Source organism: Brucella tritici (assembly GCF_008932285.1).
Lineage (GTDB): Bacteria > Pseudomonadota > Alphaproteobacteria > Rhizobiales > Rhizobiaceae > Brucella > Brucella tritici.
Map to the genome: position 1 here is coordinate 629126 of NZ_WBVY01000003.1, position 24942 is coordinate 654067.

Here is a 24942-nt window from a genome sequence, read left to right on the forward strand (position 1 = left end):
CAATTCATAAAGGTAGCCTCCTATATATGGAGCCGGCCGATAAATCCAACAGCCTTTGTTCAATCGGTTAAGAACGCATTCGTTTATGCGAACTTGCAGCGTAGCATTACCGAAATTTAACTCGACGCCTTAAGATCGTGTGTGCAAAGTCTTGGGCGGAAAAATCCATGCATCCTCATGGGATGCGTGATTTGCGCAATGTGAAGGCAATCATCATTCTGATACTATTTGCTGGCATTTTCCGCGTCCGACATAATGGTTTCGAATACGAGGTCCGTCAGGGTGACGGTAAACCTTGCCGGAGAGCTGAATGAAATCCTGGAAGCAGATTGCCTTGTGCCTGCTCATAGCTGCAGTCGCCGTTGGCAGCTGGTATGCATATAAGAACAAGACCGATGTGGTGAAAGCCGCAGCAACAGGCGAAGAAGCGCCCAAAAGCGGCGGCGGACGATCTGCGCCGCTCGTTGTTGTCGAGGCTGCTGGCGAAGAGACCATCAACAACCGTTTGACGGCTATCGGTTCGGCACGGGCTCTCAGCACCGTGTCGATAACGCCATATTCCAGTGGTTATATGACGAAGCTCTACGTCAAGGCTGGCGATGGCGTGAAGGAGGGTGATCCGGTTGCGGAGCTCGATGCCGAGACGGAGAAGATCGCTGTCGCGAAAGCCCAGACCGCGCTGAAGGATGCGCAGACGACCCGCCAGCGCATCGCAAAATTGCGAGCGACGAATACGGCGACGGAAGTTCAGGTGGTCGAGACTGAACTGGCCGTCGCCAATGCGCAACTCGCTTTGCAGGACGCCCAGCTTGCATTGAGCCGCCGCACGGTTCGCGCGCCAATCACCGGTATTGTCGGTATCCTTCCTGTCAATGTGGGTAACTACGTTACCGCGCAAACCTCCATCGGACGCATCGACGACCGGTCGAAAGTGCTGATCGATATTTGGGTGCCGGAGCGTTTTGCGCCGCAAATCAAGGTTGGCCAGCCGTTGACTGCGGAATCGACAGCTTTCCCCGGAGAGACCTATAGCGGCGAGATCAACGCGGTTGACAACATGCTGGATGAGGCCAGCCGCACGCTGCATGTTCGTGCGGAAGTGCCGAATACGCAGGATCGTCTGCGCGCAGGCATGTCGTTCTCCGTCACAGTTCTGTTTCCGGGGGATCGCTATCCTTCGGTCGATCCGCTTGCCATTCAGTGGGGAGCGGACGGTTCCTATGTCTGGCGCGTTGAAAACGGTGTTGCCAAGAAAATTGACGCTCGTATCGTTCAGCGCAATTCAACCAACATTCTGATCGATGGCGCGGTGAAGCAGGGCGACATGATCGTTACGCAGGGCGTTCAAACCGTGCGGGACGATGCGCCCGTACGCGTAAAGGACGAGCAGGGCACAGCACTCGCCGATCCTGCCTCGGTAAAACCTGCTGCAGGATGAGGGTAAACGCGTGACAAGTCACAATTCCCCATCCGGTAACGGCGGATCGACGGCACTTTTCGTCCGCCGCCCGGTGTTTGCTTTCGTTATCAATGTCCTGATTGTCGTCGCGGGTCTTGCAGCCTTCACGGGCGTCGATATTCGCGAACTGCCGGACGTTGACCGTCCTGTCGTAACAATCAGCACGGATTTCAGTGGTGCATCCGCTGAAACCATTGACCGTCAGTTAACCCAGGTTCTCGAAAACGCTGTCGCGCGTGTTTCGGGCGTGAAGTCTATTTCTTCGACATCGTCGTTTGAACGCAGCCGTGTCACGGTGGAGTTTAACGACGGTGTGGACCTCAACGTTGCAGCCGCCGATATGCGCGACGCGATTTCCCGTGTCGCCAATGACGTGCCGGAAGAGGCAGATCCGTCACGTATCATCAAGGCGGATTCCAATGCCGATCCGGTGATGCGCCTGGCGGTTACGTCCGACACCATGTCGGTCGATGACATGACGGTGCTGGTCGAAGACCAGATACAGGATATCCTGTCCGCGGTTCCGGGTGTTGCTGACGTCCAGATCAACGGTGACCGCGACAAGATTTTCCGTATCGATATCAATCAGGCGCGCCTTGCAAGCTACGGTCTGACCATCGCCGATATAAGCTCGGCGTTGTCCTCCATGGGGCTGGATGCTCCGGCTGGCTCCTTGCGCAGCGCCGATCAGTCCATCGTTGTCCGTGCTACGGCCAATCTGGAAAAGCCCGAGGATTTCGAGAACGTCTACATCAAGGGACGCACGCAAATCCGCGATGTCGCAACCGTTACGCTTGGGCCGGATGTCGAGAGCTCGGCAGTTCGTTCCAATGGCAAGACGGCAATCGGTCTCGGCATCGTGCGTCAGGCACAGTCGAATACGCTCGACATCTCGGAGGGTATTCGCGCAGCGGTTGCCAATCTGCAGAAGACTTTGCCCGAGGGCGTCAATATTGCCGTTACCAGCGATGACGCGAATTTCATCAATGGTGCAATCCACGAGGTGGAAATCGCGCTGATCGCATCGGTGATTATCGTCGTTGCGATCATCTTCATGTTCCTGTGGGATATACGCGCTACGCTCATCCCGGCCTTGTCGATGCCCGTCGCGCTCATTGGTACAATCGCAGCCATCTATCTGGCGGGCTTCTCGGTCAATATTCTCACCCTTCTGGCGTTGGTGCTCGCCACAGGTCTCGTGGTGGATGATGCAATCGTGGTGCTGGAAAACGTTGTCCGGCGACGCAATCAGGGCATGGGTCCGCGCGCTGCGGCAGTGCTTGGCACACAGGAAGTCTTCTTTGCTGTTATCGCTACCACGCTGACTTTGGCGGCAGTCTTTGTTCCCATTTCGTTTTTGCCGGGGCAGGCGGGTGGCCTGTTCCGTGAATTCGGTTTCGTGCTGGCGATTGCAGTTCTTCTGTCGTCAGTTGTAGCGCTGACGCTTTGTCCGATGCTTGCTTCTCGTTTCCTCAAGGAAGGAAGTGGGGAAGATGGCGGCCACGGTCCGCTTTTCCTGCGTCGTATCGGCGGCGGGCTCGCGAGCTTTTATAAAAAGACGCTGCACATCTGTCTGTCGGCGCCGTTCGTTGTTGTGCTCGTGGCCGCGCTTTTCGCAGGCGCGTCCTTTATAGGCTACGGCCTGATCCGTCAGGAACTGACGCCCTCGGAAGATCGCGCCGTTGCACTGCTGCGTATCAATGGGCCGCAGGGCATCAGTGTGGAGTTCCTCCAGTCACAGCTCGACAAGATCGAAGAGGCAGTCCAGCCTCTGCGCGATAGCGGAGAAATCACCACTACCTATGCCATCGCAGGCTCCGGCGGATCGTCCAATAACGGTTTTGTCGTCCTGACATTGGCACCGTGGAAGGAACGCGCACGCAGCCAGCAGGAAATCATGGCTGACATTACCGAGCGCATCAAAGGCATAACGGCAGTGCGTATCTTTACCACCCAGCCGAACAGCCTTGGTATTCGCGGTGCGGGTAATGGCTTGCAGTTTGCCATAGTCGGCAGCGACTATGCCAAGCTACAGCCTGCTGCCCAGGCGGTCGTTGCCGCGCTGGAAAAGGATCCGCGCTTTGTCCAGCCGCGACTTTCTGTGGAACCGACCCAGCCGCAGCTTTCCGTCGAGATTAATCGCGAACGGGCCTCCGATCTCGGTATCGACATCACGGGGCTTGCCAATGCCGTGCAGTCGGTACTCGATGGTCGCAAGATCGGATCGGTCTATGTAGGGGATCGCAGTTTCGATGTGAAACTCGTTGCCACTACAAATCCGATCAACGATCCGACCGATCTTGAGAATGTATTCATGAAGACGACAGACGGTCGCTACGTACCGATGTCGTCCATCGCGACAGTTGTTGAGAAAGCCGTCCCGCCACAGCTCAATCGCGAGACGCGCCAGCGTTCGGTCTCGATAACGACAAATCTGCGTGACGACTTTGCCTTGGGCGACGCCTATAAGGCCGCGCAGGAAATCGCAGCACCTTTGTTGCCGCCGGGAAGTCATATCATTCCGCTGGCGGAAGCCTCGACGCTCAGCGAAACTTCAAGCGGTCTGGCAATGGTATTCGGTTTTGCCATCATCATCATTCTTTTGGTGCTGGCAGCGCAGTTTGAAAGCTTTGTCAGTGCGCTGATCGTGATGGCGACGGTTCCTCTTGGGCTTGGTTGTGCCGTTTTCGCCATGCTGCTCACCGGTACGAGCCTGAACGTCTATAGCCAGATCGGCCTCGTGCTTCTGGTCGGCATCATGGCCAAGAACGGTATCCTGATTGTCGAATTCGCGGATCAATTGCGTGATAAGGGCTTGAGCGTTCGTGAAGCAATCGAGGAAGCGTCCAACATTCGTCTTCGCCCTGTCTGCATGACGATGATCTGTGCCGTGCTTGGCGGTGTGCCGCTGGTTTTGGCAAGCGGCGCCGGTGCTGAAGCCCGTGTGGCTCTGGGTTGGGTTATTGTTGGTGGCCTCGGCCTTGCAACGATAGCTACGCTTTATGTAACGCCGGTCGCCTATCTTCTGCTCGGGCGCTTTACGCAGCCCAAAGCCGAGGAAGAAGCGCGGCTTGAGCGGGAACTCAACCATGCGCTCAAGGGAAAGTCGCAAAGAGGCGGCACCGCTGAACCGGCGGAATAAACAAAAAAGAAACCGGCCTTTTGGGGCCGGTTTCTTTTTTCATTTAAAACTCGATCACTTCTTCATAGCGTCGGTTATTTTGGCGGTCCATGCGCCTTCCGGTTTCTTGGTAATGACCGGATCGGAACCGCCGCCAAGCAACGTCTCCACCGTGCGATCGGCAGCCGCTACATCAAGGGTGCCATCGGAGCCATCGACCAGCTTGCCGATTTCCTTGACCATACGCTCCTGAACTTGCTTGGTCTGTGCGCCGGAAGCATCATTTTCGAGTACGATATCGGCGGCTTCCCCCGGATTTTCGGAGGCATATTTCCAGCCCTTCATTGATGCGCGGACAAAGCGAGCCAGCTTGTCGACCATCGCCGGATCGTCGAGGCTCTTTTCCAGCACATAGAGCCCGTCTTCCAGCGTGGCGACGCCCTGTTCTTCATATGGGAAGACGACGAGCTGATCGGCTGGAATGCCTGCATCGATCACCTGCCAATATTCATTATAGGTCATGGTGGAAATGCAGTCGGCCTGCTTCTGGATCAGCGGATCGACGTTGAAGCCCTGTTTCAGAACCGTCACGCCATCCTTGCCGCCTTCGGTCGGAATTTTCAGGTGGCTCATCCATGAGAGGAACGGATATTCATTGCCACCGAACCAGACACCGAGCGTGCGCCCCCTGAAATCTTCCGGCTTGGTGATGTTGGTGTCCTTGCGGCAGGTCAGCATCATGCCGGACTTCTTGAAGGGCTGCGCGATGTTGACGAGCGGGACGCCTTTTTCACGGGTCGCAAGCGCCGACGGCATCCAGTCAACCACAACATCTGCACCGCCACCGGCAATCACCTGCGGTGGAGCGACGTCCGGTCCGCCCGGCTTGATATCGACATCGAGATTTTCTTCCTCATAAAAGCCCTTGTCCTTGGCTACATAGTAGCCGGCGAATTGTCCCTGCGTCACCCATTTGAGCTGCAAGGTCAGCTTGTCGGCTGCCATTGCGGAACTGCTCATGAGCGCGAGCGCCAGTCCGGCTGTTCCAAGGCATAAAGAAATTGCCTTTTTCATTTCAGTTCTCCTCTGGTTCTTTTTTATTGCGCGCATTTTGCCCGAAAACCGGTTCCCACTTTTCGGAATGCGCTTTGGTCTACCTTATTCTTGCAGATGCCAAATATTCAGGCTTATGCCCTCCTGTATGAAGGATGCCAGAATGTCATTCTGCGCTCGATCAGCGCAATCAGCCCGTATGAGAGCGACCCCGCAAGAGCGGCTACGAAGATTTCAGCCCAGACCATGTCCACATTCATGCGCCCGATTTCCGCAGAGATGCGGAAGCCCATGCCGACAATCGGCGTGCCGAAAAATTCCGCCACGATCGCTCCGATAAGCGCGAGGGTGGAATTGATCTTGAGCGCGTTGAAGATGAATGGCATGGCCGCTGGGAGACGCAGCTTGAACAATGTCTGCCAGTAGCTTGAGCCGTAGGTCTCCATCATGTCCCGTTCCATTGCCCCGGTACTGGCAAGGCCCGCAACCGTGTTCACCAGCATGGGAAAGAAGGTCATGATGATGACCACCGCAGCTTTCGATTGCCAGTCGAAGCCAAACCACATCACCATGATTGGCGCGACGCCCACGATGGGAAGTGCTGCAGCCAGATTGCCGAGCGGCAACAGCCCCTTTCTCAGGAATGGAATCCGGTCTGCAATGATGGCGGTTACAAAACCGAGACCGCATCCGGCAACATAGCCGATAATGACGGCCTTCAAAAAGGTCTGCCTGAAATCCGCCCAGAGAATTGGTACGGATGCCGCTATGCGTGCCCAGATTGCCGATGGTGCAGGAAGGAGAACCTGAGGAATAGCGAAAAGCCGGACGGTTACCTCCCAGAGCATCAGCATTGCGATGCCGAACAGCGCGGGCACTGCGATATCCAGAAGCTTTTGGCCCAAAGGGTTGCGGGTCTTCAGACTTGCGACCCAGCCCACAAGCAGCCATGAAACTGCTATTAACGCTGCGACGGATAGGATGCCTGTCATCATGTGGCTGCCCTTTCCGGCTTTACGCCCATGCGCCGGTTCACAAGCTGTGCCGCAACGCCTATCAGCGCAACCAGCACCGCAGCCATCAGAGCGGCTGCAACGAGTGCTGCCCATATCTGTACGGTCTGGCCGTAATAGGAACCTGCAAGCAACCGGGCACCGAGGCCGGCGACCGCGCCGGTTGGCAATTCACCGACAATCGCGCCAACGAGGCTGATCGCGACAGCGATCTGCATCGATGTGAAGAGGAACGGCATGGCCGCAGGCCAGCGCAGTTTCCAGAACACCTGCGATCTCGATGCATTGTAGGTACGCATGAGATCGAGATGCATCACATCAGGCGACCTCAGCCCCTTCACCATTCCCACCGCCACGGGAAAGAAGGAGAGATAGGTCGAGATGATGGCTTTGGGCAGCAAGCCCGATATGCCAATGGCATTCAGCACCACGATAATCATCGGCGCGATGGCAAGGATCGGGATCGTCTGCGAGGTGATGATCCATGGCATCAGGCTTTTGTCGAGTGTGCGGGAATGAACAATTCCCACGGCGAGAAGAACCCCCAATGCCGATCCCAGCACAAAACCGAGCAGGGTGGACGATAATGTGACCCATCCGTGATAGATCAGGCTGCGTTTGGAACTCGGTTTGACTCCAAAGACGGTTTTCCAGATTTCTTCAGCTACCTGATGCGGTGCAGGCAGGACCGGACGGTCCTGATGCATCGTATTGGCGACAAGCGTCGAGAAGGGGATTTCTGTCCCTGCGCGTGTCGCCTGATCCCGCTCGAACGGCGCGTTGAGCACCACCGCCAGGCCGTACCAAAGCGCAATAATGACGGCGAGTATGGTTGCCACCGGAATGAATCTATCGTGCAGAAAGCCTTTCATGGGCGATCTCCAGCACGCTGCGGTTTCTGAGTATCCTCAATCATGGATATGCCCCAGACGTAACCCCTCACGAACCCGATGCGCAATTTTCAGGAATGCTTCAGATTCGCGAATCTCAAGCGGTCTGTCAGGACCAAGATCGCAATCGATGACTTCATGAATGCGGCCCGGTCGTGGGCTCATGACAACGATCTTGGTCGAGAGAAACACCGCTTCCGGGATCGAATGTGTGACGAAAATCACGGTTTTGCGGGTCGCGGCCCAAAGCTTGAGAAGCTGTTCATTGAGATGGTCACGCACGATTTCGTCCAGAGCGCCGAAGGGCTCGTCCATCAGCAGCATGTCCGGATCGAATGATAAAGCACGAGCTATCGATGCACGCTGTTGCATGCCGCCGGAAAGTTGCCAGGGATATTTTTTGCCAAAGCCTGACAGGTTGACAAGCGCGAGGTTCTTTTCGATCCGCTCGCGCCTTTCTGCCTTGGAGAACCCCATAATCTCCAGCGGCAGGCTGATATTGTCTTCGATGGTGCGCCAGGGAAACAGAGCGGCCGCCTGAAAGACATAGCCGTAGGAGCGATCAAGGCGGGCTTGTTCAGGCGTCTTTCCGTTCACCGTTACGGAGCCTGATGTTGGTTGCTCCAGGTCGGCCACGACGCGCATCAACGTGGTCTTGCCGCATCCCGAAGGTCCGATGAAAGAAACGAACTCGCCGCGCTTGACGGCAAGATCAATGTTGGACAGCGCATGGACAGGTCCGTCATTCGTCTCGAAGACGAGCGACAAGTCTTTGATGTCGATCACTGTCTGCGCATTTGCCTCGCCCCGTTCCGGGGCCATGCTGTCATTCAAACTCATGCGCGGTTCCCGAAGCTGGACGATGGCCATGTCTCAGACCCCTATTGGCATATGTTCGGCGCTGCGCTCCACTTTGCGGGGCGCAACGATTTCCTTCCATTGTGACAGCGCCCGATTGACGGCACCGTTCGGCTCGCGCTCGATGAAGCGTCCGTCACCGGGCTCTGCCGTGACGTGGCCCTTGTCGAATGCGATACGCCCGCGTGAAAGCGTCGTTCTCGGCAGGCCCTTGAGTTCAAAGCCTTCGAACACGTTGTAATCAATGGAGGAATGCTGTGTTTTTGCAGAAACCTTCTTGGTGGCCTCCGGATCCCATATGACAAGATCGGCATCCGCGCCCGGCAGCACAGCGCCTTTCTGCGGATAGATGTTCAAAATCTTGGCAATGTTGGTCGAGGTGACAGCCACGAACTCGTTTGGCGTCAGGCGGCCAGTGCGCACGCCGCGCGACCACAACACCGGCATGCGTTCTTCGAGGCCGCCCGTTCCATTTGGAATCTTGGTGAAATTGCCGATGCCGTAACGCTTCTGCTCGGTGGTGAACGCGCAATGGTCGGTTGCAACGCATTGCAGGCTTCCGGCCGCAAGACCGGCCCACAGGCTGTCCTGATTGACCTTGTCACGGAATGGCGGAGACATCACACGGCGTGCCGCATAGTCCCAGTCCTTGTTATGATATTCGCTTTCGTCAAGCGTCAGATGCTGGATCAAAGGCTCGCCGAACACGCGCATACCCTTTTGCCGGGCACGGCGGATCGCTTCATGGCTCTGCTCGCAGGAAACATGCACGACATAAAGCGGAACGCCTGCCTGATCGGCAATCATGATGGCGCGATTGGTTGCTTCGCCTTCCACTTCCGGCGGACGCGAATAGGCATGGGCTTCCGGCCCATCGTTGCCTTCGGCCATCAGCCTGGCCTGCAACTGCGCAACAATGTCGCCGTTTTCAGCATGAACGAGCGGCATGGCACCCAGCTCCGCGCAACGCTGGAACGAGGCGAACATCTCGTCATCATTCACCATCAAAGCGCCCTTATAGGCCATGAAGTGCTTGAAGGTATTGATGCCGCGCTTCACCACCTCGGCCATTTCATTGAAAGTGCGCTCGTTCCAGCCGGTGATCGCCATGTGGAACGAATAATCAGTGCGCGCCTTGCCTGCTTTCTGGAACCATTCCTGAAGTGCGTCGAGCAGGTTGCCTTCGGAATCCGGCAGCACGAAATCGACTACCATCGTCGTGCCGCCGGAAAGGGCAGCCGCTGTTCCAGTATCGAAATCGTCGGAAGAGTAGGTCCCCATGAAGGGCATTTGCAGATGGGTGTGCGGGTCGATGCCACCCGGCATAATATAGCAGCCGGATGCATCTATGACTTCATCGCCGGAGAGATTGTCGCCGACAGCGACAATCTTTTCGCCTTCGATGAGAACATCGGCTTTAAAGGTGCGGTCAGCCGTGATGACGGTTCCGCCTTTGATGACCTTTGCCATTGTTCGTCGTTCCCCTTTTTGGTTTTGTTGCGAACAGTAGCAGTAGTGGATGGTTGTGAAATCAGCTTACAATTTCAGCAGTCTCCAATACCGCATGCAGAAGCACGTCGGTTCCCGCCGACGCCCATTCCTTCGAAATATCCTCGTCTTCATTATGGCTGAGCCCGTCCACACAAGGGCACATCACCATGGCCGTTGGTGCGAACCGATTGACCCAGCAGGCATCATGGCCTGCACCGGAAACGATGTTGCGATGGCTGTAGCCCAGCCGTTCCGCCGCATTGCGGATCGCCACCACACAACCATCATCAAAAGTCACCGGGTCGAAATGTCCTACGACCTCGATCTCGATACCGATGCCCAGTTCCGCGGCGATCTTCGGCGCTTCCTTTTCAAACCGCGTTTTCATGTCGTCCAGCACATCCTCGTTGGGTGAGCGGAAATCCACGGTGAAAACGATCTGGCCCGGAAGCACATTGCGTGAATTGGGTGAGACGTCGATATGGCCGACACCGCCCACTGCATCCGGCTGGTGAGACATGGCGATTTCGTTGACGAGCTGCAGCATCTTGCCGAGGCCAAGGCTTGCATTCTTGCGCATCTTCATAGGCGTAGAGCCGGTATGCGCTTCCTTGCCGGTCAAGGTTGCCTGCAGCCACCACAGGCCCTGACCGTGCGTGACAACACCGATATCCTTGTGCTCGACCTCAAGGATTGGTCCCTGTTCAATATGAAGTTCGAACATCGCATGGATTTTGCGCTGCCCAACCGGTTCATCGCCTTTCCAGCCAATGCGCTCCAGTTCGTCTCCGAATTTCTTACCTTTGGCATCCGTGCGCTGATAGGCCCAGTCCTGCTCGTGGACACCGGCAAAAACACCGGATGAGAGCATCGCCGGGGCAAATCGCGTGCCTTCCTCATTGGTCCAGTTGACGACGACGATTGGTCGCTTTGTCTTGATATTCATATCGTTGAGCGTGCGCATGACTTCGAGGCCGCCGAGCACGCCCAGCACGCCATCGAATTTGCCGCCAGTCGGCTGCGTGTCGAGATGGCTGCCCATATAGACCGGATCGGCTTCGGCATCTTCGCCGGGGCGCGTGAAGAACATGTTCCCCATCGTGTCCACGCCCATGGAAAGCCCGGATTTTTCGCACCAGCTCTGGAACAGTTTGCGGCCTTCGCCGTCTTCATCAGTCAAGGTCTGGCGGTTGTTACCACCGCGCACACCGGGGCCGATCTGGGCCATGTCCATCAGACTGTCCCAAAGACGATCGCCGTTGACTCTAAGATTGCTGGTGAGCACCATGCGCTCTGCCTCCGCATTATGTATGTGCGTTCAAATTCGAGCCATTATACTGCTAGCCCGCATCCACCCGCCAATATATGTTCCCACGACCCGGCTCTTTGGCCACAATATTCTTGCCTTGCGGGCAAAAACTTGACTAGTTGGTCAAATTGCAGGCTAGAAGAGCGTTTGAATATGGTCAAGCGCTTTTGAAAAATTCTACACTGCTGAAAGGTGTCAAATGGCCACAGCTCCTTCAGACTCACGGACCGACATGGTCGAGAACGAGAAAATGTCGAACGACAAGTCGGAAGGTGGGACGCGCATTCAGGGTATAAATCGCAGGCTTATCCTCGATGCCGCTCTGGAGGTTTTTTCGGCTTATGGCTTTCGCGGTTCGACGGTCGATCAGATTGCCGAGAAGGCAGGCATGTCGAAGCCGAACCTGCTTTATTATTTCCCGCGCAAGCAGAACATCTACGTGACCGTGCTGGAAGATACGCTCGCCACCTGGCTGGAGCCTTTCGAGCACATTAATCCGGACGGTGACCCGCTGGAAGAATTGCGGCGCTATATCGCCGTGAAGCTTGAAATGTCGGCGAAGAAACCGGAGGCTTCGCGCCTTTTCGCCAATGAAATTCTGCATGGCGCTCCAGCGATTTCTGACTTTCTCAAAGGGCACCTGAAGCAACTGGTCGATGAAAAAGCGGCTGTCATTCATCGATGGATTGCTGAAAAGCGCTTAGCTCCGGTCGATCCTTATCATCTGATTTTCACCATATGGGCGGTGACGCAGCATTATTCGGATTTTTCCGTGCAGGTCGGCGCCGTTCTCGGGCAGCGTTCCGAGGAGGCCGGGTTTTATGATGAAACAGCCAGAGCGGTAAGCGCCATCATTCTTGACGGCATTCGCCCACGCAACGAGAATTCGTCATCATGAAAACGATTCTTATTGCAGCAGCCATTGTCCGCGATGAAGCGGGCCGTTTCCTCCTTGTACGCAAGCGGGGCAGCGAGATTTTCTTCCAGCCCGGCGGCAAGATCGATGCGGGCGAGCAGCCTCAAATCGCACTCATCCGTGAGATCGAGGAGGAGCTCGGCATTCTCATTGATGAGAGCCAGTTGCGCTATGCAGCAAAAATGGCAGCCCCTGCGGCCAACGAAGTCGATGCAACGGTTGAGGCGGAGTTGTTTCACCTCAAGCTGAAAGATGGTCAGGTTCCAATTGCATCCAGCGAAATCGAGGAGCTTTTATGGAACCCGCCGGGTGACATAACGCGTCCGGTTGCGCTTCTGTCACAGAGCATTCAAGCGCGCTTTGCCGCGGATTACTGAGCCACTTGCAGTTCTACCCGGTTTCCTTCGTCATCGAAGAGATGAAGGTGCTGTGCCGGGAAGCTCACCTGAATGGAGCCCTGCGCATGAAGCGCATCGCGATCCAGTGTAAAAATCTTGAACGGCAATCCATGCAGGCTGAGATGTAGGATAATGCCGAAGCCAGTCGGTTCCACCAGATCGACATCAGCCGCCAGTCCTGCTGAATTCTCGATATGCACATGCTCAGGCCGGATGCCAAGCGTAGCGTTCGTGCCATCCTTGAGCTTCAAGGGCTGCGGCAATGTGATGAGCGTGCCGTCCTTGAGTTTCAGACGCGGACCACCATCCTGTTCAAGATAGGTCACATCGAGGAAATTCATGGCGGGTGAGCCGATGAAACCCGCCACGAAGAGATTGGCCGGGCGGTCATAAAGCTCCAGTGGAGAGCCGACCTGTTGCACCACACCGCCATGCATGGCGACGATACGGTCGGCCAGAGTCATGGCCTCGATCTGGTCATGCGTCACATAGATCGACGTGGCTTTCAGTTCACCATGCAGCTTCTTGATTTCAGCACGCATCTGCTCGCGCAGCCGTGCGTCGAGGTTGGAAAGCGGTTCGTCAAAGAGGAAGGCCTTGGGCTGACGCACAATGGCGCGGCCCATGGCAACACGCTGACGCTGGCCGCCGGAAAGCGCTTTCGGACGACGCTCCAGCAAAGGATCAAGACCGAGCTTGGCGGCGGTCGATTTGATGGCGCTTGCGATCTTTTCTTTCGGCGTTTTACGCAGCCGCATACTGTAGCTCATATTGTCGGCAACACTCATATGCGGGTAGAGCGCATAGGACTGAAACACCATCGCAATATCGCGGTCTTTGGGCGCCAGTTCATTGACGCGCTTGCCGCTGATCTGCACCTGACCGGCAGTGATGTCCTCAAGGCCAGCAATCATGCGCAGCAAGGTGGATTTGCCACAGCCTGACGGGCCGACCAGCACGATGAATTCGCCATCTTTGATCTCAAGATCAACGCCGTGCAGAACAGCATGTTCGCCATAGCTTTTGCGGACTGACTGAATATCGATGGAAGCCATAGGGAAAAATCCTTTCAGCCTTTGACCGCGCCAGCCGTGAGGCCCTGCACGAGATATCGTTGAATGAGGAAGAAGAAGAGACAGGCCGGGATCAGCGCGAGTACGCCTGCTGCCATCATCTGTCCGAAATCGACCGAGAATTTTGAGACGAAGCTCAAAAGGCCGACCGGGAACGTGGCTGAATCATTGCCGGAAATCAGCATCAGCGCGAACAGAAGCTCGCTCCACGCTGCGGTGAAAACAAAGCCGAGCGTTGCAGCAATACCGGGCAGGGTCAGCGGCAGAATGATTTGGCGGAAAGCCATGAACTGCGTTGCGCCGTCGATCTTGGCGGCTTCTTCGAGATCCTTCGGAATGCCGTCGAAGAACGACTGCATCAGGAAGGTGGCAAAAGGCACATTGAATGCCGAATAGACGATGATGAGGCCGATCAGGCTGTTGGTCAGACCGAGCGGTGCCATGATTTTGTAGATCGGCGCGATCAGCATCACGAGCGGAAACATCTGTGTCAGCAGCATCAGCGCCACAATCCAGTATTTGGCGCGGAAGTTGAAGCGTGACAGCGCATAGCCGGAGAGCGATGCCAGCAGCGTAACGATAATGGCGGTTGAGCCGGACACGATCAGGCTGTTGCGGAAGAACAGCGGAAACGAGCTGTTGTTCAACACATGGCTGAAGTGATCGAACGTCATGCGCGATGGCCAGAGCCGTACGCCTTCGCTGTAAAGCAGATCATTGGGCGTGACGGAAACCTTCACCAGCCAGAAGATCGGAAACAGTGCAAACAGGACGAATAGCAGAATGGCAATGCGATGCGCGCCAACAAGGAGGAGCTTACGGTTGGTCATGGCCTCAATCCTTGTTCAGAAGCGTCTGGCGCAACAGCACGATGAGCATCGAATAGACCATCAGCAAGACGAGCAGGACCATCGCAATCGCCGAGGCATAGCCGAAATCGAGCCGTTTGAAGGCTTGCGTGAAGATATAGCTGGCGACGATCTGGGTCCGGTCGGCAGGGCCACCGCCGGTCATCACGACGATCAGATCGGCACTGTTGGCAATCCAGACGGTGCGCAGCAAAATGGTGATGGCCATGGTTGGCGCAAGATAGGGAAGCGTGATCGAGAGAAAACGCTGGACGGGGCCAGCGCCATCAATCGCTGCTGCTTCATAAAGGTCGCGCGGGATAGCCTGCAAAGCGGCCAGCATGGTGATAGCAAAGAACGGAATACCCCACCACACACCCGCGGTAATGATGCCCCACATCGCAAGATTGGGGTCGGAAAGGATATTGTCTGGCGCGCTTAGAAGGCCGATTGCGTGCAGCCAGTGCGGCAGTGGGCCGATCACCGGATTAAAAAGCCACGCAAAGTTAAGACCTGTGAGGAAAGTCGGCACAGCCCATGGCAGGAAGATCAGCGCCTGTGCCAGCCCACGTCCAGCGAATGGCTTGTCGAGCAGCAGGGCAAGAATGAGCCCGAACACGAATTGCAGCAGCACCGAGCAACCGGTCCACCAGAGCGTATTCTTCAAGGAACGATAGAAAGCCTGATCGGTGGCAAGCTCGCGGAAGTGATCAAGCCCGACAAAGCCTCCGGAAAACGGATTGAGCAACTGGATATCGCGAAAGGCATAGGAGACGCCGAGGATCAGCGGAACCAGCATGATCGCGCTGATGAGGATCAGTGCGGGGGCACTGTAAAGATAAGGTTCGGAGGCGTGCGCAAGTCGCTGCAAGAAGCTGCGGCGGTCCTGCTTTTCACTCGGCACGTCGTTGGGCACCGGGGCCTTTATGGAAGCGGTGTCATTCATCATTTTTCCCTTCGCGGGGCTGCATCATTCGCTTTGCAGGCGCGGTTGTTCCACGCCTGCAAGCTGTTCATGGTGCTATTGCTTTGAAAGGTGCTTCTGCTGCGCCTTGGTCAGATATTCTGCCCACTGGTCGGCGAGCTGATCCGGCGTAATGTCGCCGAGAAGCGCTTCCTGCGAGGTCTTGATGACGAGCGAATCCTTGAAGAAGGCAAATTCTTCCAGATAGGTCGGCATGACGGTTGGAACGACGTTCTTGTCAGCCAGTTCATCGAACCAGCCCTTGAACTGCTCGCCGCTATAGAACGGATCGTTCTGAGCGGATTTGAGAACCGGCAAGGCGCCGGTGCGCTTGTTCCATTCGATGTTGCCTTCCGGGCCTTCCAGCATCGAGATCAGCTTCCAGGAGAGGTCCTTGTTCTGGCTGCCGCTCATCATCGACCATCCGGCAAAACCGATGGTCGGGAAGGTCTTGCCATCCGGGCCCTTCGGCATGATGGTAACGCCGAAATCTTCCGGCTTCATGCGCTCGGCAATGGCGATCAGTGCATCCGGGTCCTGGTTGAGGAAGGCGCAGGTGCCGCTATAGAAACCAGCGACGGTTTCGTTGAAGCCCCAGTTGACGCTGTCCTTCGGTGCAAGGCCGTTCTTGTAAAGATCGACCATCCAGGTGATGCCCTTCTTCCAGCCTTCGCTGTTCATGGTCGAGGTGCCGTCTTCATTGAAGAACTTGTTGTTGCCCGCCATGGATGCAGCAAAAATCACCCAGCCATTGAGGCCGCCGGGACCGCCACGCATACAGAAACCGGATTTGCCGGGAAGGGCTGCGATCTTCTTGGAAGCTTCGACAAATTCGTCCATCGTCTTCGGCGGCTCGGAGACGCCGGCTTCGCTAAGCAGTTTCTTGTTGTAGAACATGGCGTTCAGATAGAAGCCGTAAGGCAGCGTATATGCTGTGTTGTTGACGCTTCGGCCAAGCTCAAGCGCACGTTCGGTCAGGTCTGGAGTGGTTTCCCACTTTTCGAGATAAGGCTCGAGGTTCTCCAACATGCCGTTGTTGCCATAGAGCGAAACCCAGGTATCCGGCATTTCCATGACGTCGGGAATTTCGCCAGCCGAAACCATGGTGGCGAATTTCTGGAAGGATTCGCCCCATGGCAGCGAAATGATTTCGACCTTGGTGCCCGGATTGGCTGCCTCAAACTTGGCAACGATGGATTCGAGCGTCTTTGTGCGCTCCGGGCTGGTGATGACTTCAACAAGCTTCAGCGTGGTATCGGCAAGCGCCGTACCGCTCAAAAGCATGGTTGCGAATGCGGCTGCTATTAGTTTTTTCATTGCAGTTCCCCTTGTTGCTCCTCACTGGATTTTCGTTATTCGGTCGATGCTGCGAGCGCTCCTTCAATATCCCGCCACAGCGCTTCCGTTCCTTCCAGTCCGACATGCAGGCGCACGGAGCGCGGGTCGATGCCGAACGTATGTGCCGAATTTGGCTGTGCCTTCTGCTGCAGCACGACTTCGCCCGGCACGATCAGGCTTTCATGTCCACCCCAGCTCACGCCGAGCTTGAACAGATCAAGATGATTGCAGAATTCGCGAATGTTCACGCCTTCCCGGAAGATGACCGAGAACAGACCGGATGTGCCCTTGAGACCCGCAGGCAGACGATTGGCAAGTGCCGGGTGACAGACGGTTTCAATCACATCCAGCGCCTGAAGACGCTTTGCGATTTCCAGCGCTGAAGCCTCATGCGCCTTCATGCGTGTTGGCAAAGTGCGCATGCCGCGCACCAGAAGCCACGCATCAAACGGTGAAAGCTTGCCACCGAGATATGGATAGGTTTCTGCGCGGATTGCGTTGATCAACTCTTTCGAACCGGTCACGACACCGGCCACGACATCGCTATGGCCGCCAAGATATTTCGATGCTGAATGCACGACGAGATCAACGCCAAGCGACAGAGGGCGCTGGAAGATCGGGCTGGCCCAGCTGTTGTCGATGATGCTCAACACGCCATGCTGCTTGGCAATCGTTGCCAAGGCGCCGACATCATGGGCTTCCATGACCCAGCTTGTCGGGCTTTCCATGTAGAACAGCTTTGCACCGGGCAGGGCTTTTGCGACCGCTTCCTCGTCGCGGCCGTCGACGTAGTCAACCTGTACCTGCATACGCTTCAAGATAGTGCCGAAAAGGCGGAATGCATCCGGATAGACATGGCGCACCGCAACGATGCGATCACCCGGATTGACGAAGGCCAGCACGCTTGAAGAGATCGCCGCCATACCGCTGGCAAAGCCCAGCGCATCTTCGCCGCCTTCAAGTTTTGCCAGCATTTCTTCAAATGCCCGCACGGTCGGGTTCAGGCCGCGTGTGTAGATCGGGCGAACCTTTTCGCCGCGATAGGAGGCGACCATGTCGTCATAGCTTGGGAAGGTGAAAAGTGATGTCTGCACGATGGGTGGAACCACGGCGTCGAAAGCATTGCCTTCATCGTGGGCAACCGTAAGCGCTGCGAAATCCAGCGGATCCATCCCGTCAGTCATTTGGACATTTCCTTGATGTCTTCCTCGACAATGTCGAGGATCTTGAGTGTTTCCTGCCGAGCGGCTTCAGGGTCCTGAGCCACAATGGCGTTGAAGAGCGTGCGGTGAAACGGAAAGGTCCGCCGCGCGAAGTCGATCCGCTCGAACGGATGATCCCAGAAGTGCAAAAAGGCTTCGCGCATCTGTTCGAGCAATTGTCTGAAAAGCGGATTGTGGGTCGCGTCATAAATGGCGAGGTGAAACGCCAGATCTTCCGGGCCTGACGTGCCTTCCGCGATATGAACGCGCTCCATTTCATTGAGATTGCGTTCGATGATAACGAGGTCTTCTGCTGTGCGTTTGCGGGCGGCGACCATGCTGGCCTCGGCTTCGATACCACGGCGCACTTCAAGCGATTGCAGCAATGCATCGCGCAATTGCGCGGGGTCGAATGAAAGCGGCATGTGGATGGTTGCCGCCGAAATCGGCTTTAGCAGATACGTGCCGCTGCCTTTGCGGGCTTCGATGACACCCAGAGCCTGAAAGTGTCGGATTGCTTCGCGAATGGTGGAACGACCAACTGCGAGTGCTGTCATCAATTCGCGTTCTGCGGGGAGGCGGTCTCCGGCCTGAAGATGCGCTGTCGCGATATAATTGGCGAGCGCGTCCGTTACCTGCCGGGCGCGATCCATCGGCGGTAATGGCGCAATCTGCAGCAGCCTGCGATCTTTCATCCTGCCTCCATTTCACAGACTGGCCTAGAAACTTGAAGCGCAATCAGATCAGACCTGGTTCCCTTATTGGTTTTAAAATTGGTCTGACATCATAGTAATATCGGCAGGAATTCACGGCTGTCAAGAACGGTTTATTTGCGAGTGAATGAACTGTTCGCATGCGCATGCTTTTCCGATTGCGCTTCGGCAAGCTTGCTCCTATCAATCGCTGGAAGAGGCAGCGCATCCCGAAAAGTGCGAAGCGGTTTTCGGAATAAGGTGCGCTGAAAACGGAGTGCGGCATGCTGCATGCCGCGAAGGAGGAGATACCCATGCAATTGAAGGCATCCGAGAAGCGGGCGCTTGGCCGCACCGGCCTGACCGTAACCGCGCTTGGTCTGGGTACTGCACCTTTGGGTGGGCTTTATGCGCCTGTTTCGCGTGCTGATGCAGGCGCTTTGCTGGAAGCCGGTTGGGACAGCGGTATCCGCTATTTCGACAGCGCGCCGATGTATGGCTATGGCCGATGCGAACACCTTCTTGGCGACATGCTGCGCGAAAAGAGCGAGCGTGCTGTTGTCTCAACGAAGGTCGGGCGCTTGATGGCCAATGAGCGCGCTGGTCGTACCTTACCTCCGCCGCTGCCGAAAAATCCGTTCGATTCGGGCTGGCACAATGGCCTCAATTTTCGTGAGGTTTTTGATTACAGCTATGATGGCATCATGCGCAGTTTCGATGACAGCCAGCAGCGTCTTGGCTTTCCGGAAATCGATCTTCTCTATGTTCATGATATCGGTCGCGTGACCCATGGCGACAGACACGAACTTCACTGGAATGCGCTGACCAAGGGCGGCGGTTTCCGTGCGCTGACCGAGTTGCGCGCGGCAGGCAATATCAAGGGTTTTGGTCTTGGTGTGAATGAATGGCAGGTCATTCGCGATGCGCTCGACGAGGCTGATCTCGATTGTTCGCTTCTGGCTGGCCGCTATTCGCTACTCGATCAGGTGTCCGAAAAGGAATTTCTGCCGCTGGCACAAAAGCGGGGCATGGCGCTGGTGATTGCCGGTGTGTTCAACTCCGGTATTCTGGCTGCACCGCGCGGCGGCGAACAGAAGTTCGATTATGCCGACGCGCCTGCTGAAATCATTGCTCGCACCAATCGCCTGCATGATATTTGCGATGAGTATCATGTGCCGCTCGTCGCTGCCGCCATGCAGTTTCCGTTGAGGCATGAGGCCGTCAGCTCCATTCTGATCGGTGTCCGTTCGCCGGAACAGATCAGGCAGAATGTCGCCTGGTTCGAGCAGCTGATCCCGGACGAATTCTGGATGACGCTTCGCTCGGAAGGTCTCATTTCCTAATCATGACTTCCAAAATTCTCTGCGTTGGTGCCCTCACCATGGACACCATTCTCCGCCTCGATGAACTCCCACACGCGGCAGGTAAATATCTGCCGCGCGAAGCCGTGGAAATCGCAGCTGGCATGGCTTCAAGTGCAGCGGCTGCCATTGGCCGGCTTGGCGGTGATGTGGCGCTTTGGGCTTCTGCCGGGGCTGATCCGGTTGGTGATCGCGCCGTTGCAGAGCTTGAAGCCGAAGGCATTGATTGTACCTATATCCGGCGGCTGGAAGGCGCGCGCACGGCATTTTCTTCGATCCTTGTCGATGCGAATGGCGAACGCATTATCGTGCCGTTTTATGATCGCAGGCTTGCAAGTCCATCTGATCCGGTGCCGCCGATTACGGCAGGAGCCTATGCTGCCGTCATGACTGATGTGCGCTGGCCATGGGCTGCTGAAACGGCACTACGTGCGGCACGCGATGCAGGTATTTCGGCGATACTTGATGCTGATACGGCACCCGTCGAACTGCTGGAAACGCTGCTGCCGCTTGCAACCCATATCGTTGCATCGGAGCCTGCTGCAATCAGCGTTGCAGGCACCCCTGATTTGCGTGAATGTGTACGCATTCTCAGCAATCGCTATGATGTTTTCACGTCTGTTACTGGTGGCGCGGATGGCTGCTATTGGGCGGAAGGTGCTGGCAAGCCTGTTTCCCGTGTCGCGGGCTTTAAGGTCGATGCGGTGGATACGCTGGCTGCGGGCGATGTCTTCCATGGTGCTTTCGCGCATGGTCTGGTTGAGGGCAAGGAGATTGCCGACATCATCCGTTTTGCCAATGCCGCTGCCGCCATCAAATGCGCGCGCTTCGGCGGACGCGCTGGTTCACCAAGTCAGGCCGAAGTTGTTTCCTTCATTGAAACCGGCATTGTTCCAGTCCGATAATCTCTAAATCCTTCCCTCAAAATGGCGCGATTACATACTGAACTCGAATTGACTCTTTACTAACATGTTAGTATGTGCAAACTTAAAGTTCAAATTTGGGAGGAGCCAGTTTTGGCACATAATCATTCCGGGCAGGAGCGCTTCGGGCTTTCTGCAGCGCTCACGACGCCATTCGATGCAGATGGAAAAATCGATGTCAGCCGTGCGCTGAAGCACGCACGCGCACGCCTTGATAATGGCTGCTCAAGCGTAACCCTGTTCGGCACCACCGGCGAAGGTTCGTCGATTGCCGATGCCGAGCGTGCCGCCCTTCTTGATGCGTTTATCGCGCAGGGCTTTCCTGCCGCCAATATCGTTGTTGGCGTTATGGAGAACTCGGTTGCCGATGCGGTTCTTCAGGCAGGCGATGCGTTGCGTCGCGGCTGCAAGGCCATCCTTCTGGCGCCGCCTTCCTATTTCAAGAACCTCTCCGATGAGGGTCTGTTCGACTGGTTCTCGGCAGTCTTCAAAGGTTTGGGCGAAGATGCGCGCAGCATCATTCTCTACAATATTCCGTCGGTGACTGCAGTTGAACTGTCGGTCGATCTCATTGGTCGTCTGCGTGCGACTTTCGGTGACATTATTACGGGCGTGAAGGATTCGTCTGGTAATTGGGCCTATACGGAAAAGCTGCTTGCAGCCCACAAGGACATTGCGATCCTGATCGGCGATGAGCGCGATCTTGCCGCCGGTGTACGTCTTGGTGGGCAAGGCGCAATTTCCGGCATGGCAAATTTGTTCCCGCACCGCCTGCTGCGCATGATCAATGACGGTCAGGATGATGCCGAACTGGTCGATGCCGTGCAGCAGTTGCTGAACTATCCCGTAACGCCTGCGGTCAAGGCCATGGTGGCGCGTCATACGGGTGACAAGGAATGGCGTCGCGTACGTGCGCCGCTGATTTCGCTGAATGATGCGGAATTCGATGCAATTGGCAGTGTATTCGACCGACTGCATATGGCAAAAGCAGCTTGAGGGCGGCATAAGCCTTGGAGGATAGAGGGGAACGGCTTTGGCGGAAGATCATAACGAACCGGTGAAACTGCGGGATAAGGCTTATCAGAGCTTCACCCAGCATTTGCTGGCGCGCGATTTCCATCCGGGCCAGTTCGTTTCACAGCGCCAGCTCGTCACCATGACGGGTTTGCCGCTGGGAGCTATCCGCGAACTGATCCCGCGTCTTGAAGCGGAAGGTCTTATCAAGACCGTGCCACAGCGCGGGCTCCAGATCGCCCATATTGACCTCAATCTGATCCGTGAAGCGTTTCAGTTCCGCCTTTTTATCGAGAAAGAGTCGGTTGCGATTTTTTGTCAGTCGGCTTCCGACGAGTTGCTGCGCTCATTGCGTGCGGAGCATGAGGAAACGCTGGAGCGTGCAAAGGCAGAAGGCGAAACGCCGGAGCTTGAAGAACGGGCGCAGAATATCGACTGGAGCCTGCACGATACGATTGTCGGCTCGCTCGACAATGAAATCATCTGGCGTGCCTATCAGACGAACACCATCAAGATGCGTCTGATCAATCAGGAGCGATTCCGCATCACCGGACGTGTTATCCCGGTCATGCAGGAGCATCTGGCTGTGCTTGCTGCTATTGAAACACGTGATCCGCAGACAGCCATGGATGCCATCGCCGTTCACATCAACAATGCGCGGAAGCTGGCTTTGCAGATTTAACAACCAGGGCCGGGCAAGAGGAGTTGCCAGGCCGGAAGAAGGATAGGGGAGGAGCATGTAATGAATCTATTACGTCCAACACGTCGCCAGTTTCTGGCGGGGTCAGCAGCAATCGCTGCATCTGGTATGACGGGTATCAGCCCATCTTTCGCCCAGTCGAAAGTCGACTGGAAGAAATTTGCCGGGACCACGCTTGAAGTAAACCTCATCAAGAGCCCGCGTGGAGAAATTCTTCAGAAATACCAGAAGGAATTTGAAGAGCTCACTGGCATCAAGGTGCATTCCGAGCAGATGCCGGAACAGCAGCAGCGCCAGAAAGCGGTGATCGAGCTGACGTCTGGCCGTCCGAGCTTCGACGTCATCCATATCAGCTATCACGTTCAGAAGCGCCAGTTCGAAAAGGGTGGCTGGCTTGCCGATCTCAATCCGTTCCTGAAGGACCCAACGCTGACCGAGGCGTCGCTGACGGAAGATGATTTCGCAAGCGCTGGTCTGACCTTCGCCAAGGATGCCAATGGCCGTTTTGGCGCACTGCCATTCTCGGTCGATTACTGGATCATCTACTGGAACAAGGAGCTCTTTGCCGCAAAGGGCATCGAATTCCCGAAGACCTTCGAAGAGCTGGTCGCAGCCGCTGAAGCGCTCACCGATCCATCGACCAACACCTATGGTTTCGTCGCGCGCGGCATGAAGAATGCCAATGCGCCGGTCTATACCAGCCTTCTGCTCGGCTATGGCAAGCAGTCGGTTGATGCGGATGGCAATCTACAGACTGACTCGGCTGAAGGCATTGAAGCCGCCAAGCTCTATCAGCGCCTGATGACCAAATCGGCACCTCCCGGTGTTGCAGGCTTCAACTGGGCTGAATGCCAGTCGAACTTCCTGCAGGGTCGTGTCGGCATGTGGCTTGACGGCATCGGTTTTGCGCCACCGCTCGAAGACCCGAACAAGTCGCGCGTTGTCGGCAAGGTTGGCTATGGTGTCATGCCAGCAGGCCCGAATGCCCAGGCAGCACCAACGACAGGCGATGGCATCGGCGTGACCGAAGCCTCCAAGAACAAGGAAGCCGCATATCTTTACTGCCAGTGGGCCATTTCCAAGGAAATGGGTGCGCGCCTGTTGCAGTCGGGATCGGGCGTTCCGTTCCGCAAGTCGGTCATCGACGATGAGGCCGTGCGCAAGGGCGTCACCATGCCGGAAGGCTGGGTGGAAGCTCTCTCGAAGTCTGCCCCGATCAGCCAGCTCTGCCTGCCGGTCATCGTGCCGGTCACGGAATTCCGCGACATCATCGGTGTCGGCCTTACCAATCTTCTGAACGGTGCGGACGCAGAAGCTGAAATGAAACGCGCGACGGAGGAATTCCGTCCGGTCCTCGCACGGAGCGAAGGAAAATGACATCTGCCGCCCCGACAGGAGCAAAAACGGGAGCTGCTGCCAATGCAGCTTCCTCCACCAAGACTGGCAAGAGCCGCTTGCGGCCGAGCTACTGGCCGTTTGTTCTTCCAGCCTTGATCACCGTCGGGGCGGTGATCGTCTTCCCATGGGTGTTTACACTCTGGATGAGTACCAACCAGTGGCAGCTTGGTGGAGAGCAGAGCTTTGTCGGCTTCGACAATTATCTGCGTCTTGCAGCCGACATGCGCTTCTGGGAATCTATGTGGCATACGGTTGTCTATACGGTTCTGTCGGTCGTGGCTCCGATGGTTTTAGGCACGATCGCAGCGCTGGTCTTTGACAGCAAGCTGCCAATGCGCGGGCTCTTGCGCGGCATCTTTGTCATGCCGATGATGGCAACGCCGGTTGCCGTCGCCCTTGTCTGGACGATGATGTATCACCCGCAGCTCGGCGTTCTGAACTATCTTCTGTCGCTGATCGGCATTCCACCGCAGGAATGGATATTCAATCAGAACACGGTTATCCCGTCACTGGTGGCTGTTGAAACCTGGCAGTGGACGCCGCTCGTCATGCTGATCGTGCTGGGTGGCCTTGCCTCCATGCCGCGCGATCCGTTTGAGAGCGCGGAAATCGATGGTGCCAATGGCTGGCAGAAATTCCGCTACATCACCCTTCCGATGATCCTGCCCTTCATCATGGTGGCTGTCATCATCCGCTCGATTGATGCGCTGAAAAGCTTCGACATCATTTATGCGATGACGCAGGGCGGTCCCGGAACAGCGTCGGAAACGATCAATATCTATCTCTATAACGTGGCGTTTTCCTATTACGACATTGGCTACGCATCGGCGATTGCCGTGGTGTTCTTCATTGTCATTATCGCCATGTCACTGGTTCTTCTGGCGCTGCGCCAGCGGACCAAGTGGAACGCTTGAGGACCGG

The 24942-nt window shown here is 56.2% G+C and carries 22 protein-coding genes; 10 read left to right on the forward strand and 12 right to left on the reverse strand.

What is annotated here, in order from left to right; genetic code table 11:
• Window positions 1-310 precede the first annotated feature (310 nt).
• Together F9K94_RS12865 and F9K94_RS12870 are read left to right on the forward strand one after the other, a co-directional pair.
• Complete coding sequence (locus F9K94_RS12865; RefSeq protein ID WP_151646069.1) at window positions 311-1438, forward strand: efflux RND transporter periplasmic adaptor subunit; 1128 nt, start codon at window positions 311-313, stop codon at window positions 1436-1438.
• A gap of 10 nt (window positions 1439-1448) precedes the next feature.
• Window positions 1449-4601: an efflux RND transporter permease subunit gene (locus tag F9K94_RS12870; protein ID WP_151646071.1), complete on the forward strand. Its 3153-nt coding sequence runs from the start codon at window positions 1449-1451 to the stop codon at window positions 4599-4601.
• A gap of 54 nt (window positions 4602-4655) precedes the next feature.
• Here F9K94_RS12870 and F9K94_RS12875 read toward each other — a convergent pair whose 3' ends face one another.
• The 6 genes from F9K94_RS12875 to F9K94_RS12900 form a co-directional block, all read right to left on the reverse strand.
• On the reverse strand, window positions 4656-5654 hold the full coding sequence (locus F9K94_RS12875) for an ABC transporter substrate-binding protein (RefSeq protein WP_061344942.1): 999 nt from the start codon (window positions 5652-5654) through the stop codon (window positions 4656-4658).
• A gap of 113 nt (window positions 5655-5767) precedes the next feature.
• Window positions 5768-6628: an ABC transporter permease gene (locus F9K94_RS12880; RefSeq protein WP_061344943.1), complete on the reverse strand. Its 861-nt coding sequence runs from the start codon at window positions 6626-6628 to the stop codon at window positions 5768-5770.
• Window positions 6625-7518 carry an ABC transporter permease gene (locus F9K94_RS12885; RefSeq protein WP_061344944.1) on the reverse strand — a complete coding sequence of 298 codons (894 nt, stop codon included), beginning with the start codon at window positions 7516-7518 and terminating at the stop codon, window positions 6625-6627. Before F9K94_RS12885 ends, F9K94_RS12880 begins: the two co-directional genes overlap by 4 nt.
• A gap of 36 nt (window positions 7519-7554) precedes the next feature.
• A complete protein-coding gene (locus tag F9K94_RS12890; protein WP_151646073.1) occupies window positions 7555-8376 on the reverse strand; it encodes an ABC transporter ATP-binding protein in 822 nt (273 codons plus the stop codon).
• Between the two features lie 33 nt (window positions 8377-8409).
• Window positions 8410-9864, reverse strand: a complete 1455-nt coding sequence (gene hydA / locus F9K94_RS12895; protein WP_151646075.1) for a dihydropyrimidinase — start codon at window positions 9862-9864, stop codon at window positions 8410-8412.
• Between the two features lie 61 nt (window positions 9865-9925).
• Complete coding sequence (locus tag F9K94_RS12900) at window positions 9926-11173, reverse strand: Zn-dependent hydrolase (protein ID WP_151646077.1); 1248 nt, start codon at window positions 11171-11173, stop codon at window positions 9926-9928.
• Between the two features lie 220 nt (window positions 11174-11393).
• Here F9K94_RS12900 and rutR point away from each other — a divergent pair, with 220 nt between their 5' ends.
• Window positions 11394-12092: an HTH-type transcriptional regulator RutR gene (gene rutR, locus F9K94_RS12905; protein ID WP_151646079.1), complete on the forward strand. Its 699-nt coding sequence runs from the start codon at window positions 11394-11396 to the stop codon at window positions 12090-12092.
• Complete coding sequence (locus F9K94_RS12910; RefSeq protein WP_061344948.1) at window positions 12089-12487, forward strand: NUDIX hydrolase; 399 nt, start codon at window positions 12089-12091, stop codon at window positions 12485-12487. Before rutR ends, F9K94_RS12910 begins: the two co-directional genes overlap by 4 nt.
• Here F9K94_RS12910 and F9K94_RS12915 read toward each other — a convergent pair.
• The 6 genes from F9K94_RS12915 to F9K94_RS12940 all read right to left on the reverse strand — a co-directional run bounded on the left by F9K94_RS12915 (window position 12481) and on the right by F9K94_RS12940 (window position 18628).
• Complete coding sequence (locus F9K94_RS12915) at window positions 12481-13563, reverse strand: ABC transporter ATP-binding protein (protein ID WP_151646081.1); 1083 nt, start codon at window positions 13561-13563, stop codon at window positions 12481-12483. The genes F9K94_RS12910 and F9K94_RS12915 overlap by 7 nt on opposite strands.
• A 14-nt stretch (window positions 13564-13577) precedes the next feature.
• Window positions 13578-14411 carry a carbohydrate ABC transporter permease gene (locus F9K94_RS12920; RefSeq protein WP_010658175.1) on the reverse strand — a complete coding sequence of 278 codons (834 nt, stop codon included), beginning with the start codon at window positions 14409-14411 and terminating at the stop codon, window positions 13578-13580.
• Window positions 14412-14415: 4 nt separating this feature from the next.
• Window positions 14416-15375 (reverse strand): carbohydrate ABC transporter permease, encoded by a 960-nt coding sequence (locus F9K94_RS12925; RefSeq protein ID WP_061344951.1) that lies wholly within the window; start codon window positions 15373-15375, stop codon window positions 14416-14418.
• 75 nt (window positions 15376-15450) lie between these two features.
• Window positions 15451-16710: an ABC transporter substrate-binding protein gene (locus F9K94_RS12930; protein ID WP_061344952.1), complete on the reverse strand. Its 1260-nt coding sequence runs from the start codon at window positions 16708-16710 to the stop codon at window positions 15451-15453.
• 35 nt (window positions 16711-16745) lie between these two features.
• Window positions 16746-17915 carry a PLP-dependent transferase gene (locus tag F9K94_RS12935; protein ID WP_061344953.1) on the reverse strand — a complete coding sequence of 390 codons (1170 nt, stop codon included), beginning with the start codon at window positions 17913-17915 and terminating at the stop codon, window positions 16746-16748.
• Window positions 17912-18628: a FadR/GntR family transcriptional regulator gene (locus F9K94_RS12940; RefSeq protein ID WP_061344954.1), complete on the reverse strand. Its 717-nt coding sequence runs from the start codon at window positions 18626-18628 to the stop codon at window positions 17912-17914. The genes F9K94_RS12935 and F9K94_RS12940 overlap by 4 nt, the downstream gene beginning before the upstream one ends.
• A gap of 311 nt (window positions 18629-18939) precedes the next feature.
• Between F9K94_RS12940 and F9K94_RS12950 the strand changes: the two genes are divergently transcribed.
• The 6 genes from F9K94_RS12950 (at window position 18940) to F9K94_RS12975 (ending at window position 24935) form a co-directional block, all read left to right on the forward strand.
• The gene (locus F9K94_RS12950; protein ID WP_151646085.1) at window positions 18940-19968 is read left to right on the forward strand and encodes an aldo/keto reductase; all 1029 of its coding nucleotides are present in this window, start codon (window positions 18940-18942) and stop codon (window positions 19966-19968) included.
• Window positions 19969-19970: 2 nt separating this feature from the next.
• A complete protein-coding gene (locus tag F9K94_RS12955; protein ID WP_151646087.1) occupies window positions 19971-20891 on the forward strand; it encodes a PfkB family carbohydrate kinase in 921 nt (306 codons plus the stop codon).
• 111 nt (window positions 20892-21002) lie between these two features.
• On the forward strand, window positions 21003-21905 hold the full coding sequence (locus F9K94_RS12960) for a dihydrodipicolinate synthase family protein (RefSeq protein WP_151646089.1): 903 nt from the start codon (window positions 21003-21005) through the stop codon (window positions 21903-21905).
• A 37-nt stretch (window positions 21906-21942) separates the two neighbouring features.
• A complete protein-coding gene (locus F9K94_RS12965) occupies window positions 21943-22605 on the forward strand; it encodes a GntR family transcriptional regulator (RefSeq protein WP_151554435.1) in 663 nt (220 codons plus the stop codon).
• 60 nt (window positions 22606-22665) lie between these two features.
• Window positions 22666-24000 carry an ABC transporter substrate-binding protein gene (locus F9K94_RS12970; protein WP_061344959.1) on the forward strand — a complete coding sequence of 445 codons (1335 nt, stop codon included), beginning with the start codon at window positions 22666-22668 and terminating at the stop codon, window positions 23998-24000.
• A complete protein-coding gene (locus tag F9K94_RS12975; protein WP_061344960.1) occupies window positions 23997-24935 on the forward strand; it encodes a carbohydrate ABC transporter permease in 939 nt (312 codons plus the stop codon). The genes F9K94_RS12970 and F9K94_RS12975 overlap by 4 nt, the downstream gene beginning before the upstream one ends.
• Window positions 24936-24942 lie beyond the last annotated feature (7 nt).

Excerpts from the sequence above, each read along its gene's own strand:
- F9K94_RS12935 (WP_061344953.1), bottom strand. The coding sequence starts at position 17,915 with ATGACTGACGGGATGGATCCGCTGGATTTCGCAGCGCTTACGGTTGCC.
- F9K94_RS12910 (WP_061344948.1), top strand. The coding sequence starts at position 12,089 with ATGAAAACGATTCTTATTGCAGCAGCCATTGTCCGCGATGAAGCGGGC.
- F9K94_RS12950 (WP_151646085.1), top strand. The coding sequence starts at position 18,940 with ATGCAATTGAAGGCATCCGAGAAGCGGGCGCTTGGCCGCACCGGCCTG.
- F9K94_RS12925 (WP_061344951.1), bottom strand. The coding sequence starts at position 15,375 with ATGAATGACACCGCTTCCATAAAGGCCCCGGTGCCCAACGACGTGCCG.
- F9K94_RS12930 (WP_061344952.1), bottom strand. The coding sequence starts at position 16,710 with ATGAAAAAACTAATAGCAGCCGCATTCGCAACCATGCTTTTGAGCGGT.
- F9K94_RS12915 (WP_151646081.1), bottom strand. The coding sequence starts at position 13,563 with ATGGCTTCCATCGATATTCAGTCAGTCCGCAAAAGCTATGGCGAACAT.
- F9K94_RS12875 (WP_061344942.1), bottom strand. The coding sequence starts at position 5,654 with ATGAAAAAGGCAATTTCTTTATGCCTTGGAACAGCCGGACTGGCGCTC.
- F9K94_RS12955 (WP_151646087.1), top strand. The coding sequence starts at position 19,971 with ATGACTTCCAAAATTCTCTGCGTTGGTGCCCTCACCATGGACACCATT.
- F9K94_RS12890 (WP_151646073.1), bottom strand. The coding sequence starts at position 8,376 with ATGAGTTTGAATGACAGCATGGCCCCGGAACGGGGCGAGGCAAATGCG.
- rutR (WP_151646079.1), top strand. The coding sequence starts at position 11,394 with ATGGCCACAGCTCCTTCAGACTCACGGACCGACATGGTCGAGAACGAG.
- hydA (WP_151646075.1), bottom strand. The coding sequence starts at position 9,864 with ATGGCAAAGGTCATCAAAGGCGGAACCGTCATCACGGCTGACCGCACC.
- F9K94_RS12970 (WP_061344959.1), top strand. The coding sequence starts at position 22,666 with ATGAATCTATTACGTCCAACACGTCGCCAGTTTCTGGCGGGGTCAGCA.
- F9K94_RS12880 (WP_061344943.1), bottom strand. The coding sequence starts at position 6,628 with ATGATGACAGGCATCCTATCCGTCGCAGCGTTAATAGCAGTTTCATGG.
- F9K94_RS12940 (WP_061344954.1), bottom strand. The coding sequence starts at position 18,628 with ATGAAAGATCGCAGGCTGCTGCAGATTGCGCCATTACCGCCGATGGAT.
- F9K94_RS12975 (WP_061344960.1), top strand. The coding sequence starts at position 23,997 with ATGACATCTGCCGCCCCGACAGGAGCAAAAACGGGAGCTGCTGCCAAT.
- F9K94_RS12920 (WP_010658175.1), bottom strand. The coding sequence starts at position 14,411 with ATGACCAACCGTAAGCTCCTCCTTGTTGGCGCGCATCGCATTGCCATT.
- F9K94_RS12885 (WP_061344944.1), bottom strand. The coding sequence starts at position 7,518 with ATGAAAGGCTTTCTGCACGATAGATTCATTCCGGTGGCAACCATACTC.
- F9K94_RS12900 (WP_151646077.1), bottom strand. The coding sequence starts at position 11,173 with ATGGTGCTCACCAGCAATCTTAGAGTCAACGGCGATCGTCTTTGGGAC.
- F9K94_RS12865 (WP_151646069.1), top strand. The coding sequence starts at position 311 with ATGAAATCCTGGAAGCAGATTGCCTTGTGCCTGCTCATAGCTGCAGTC.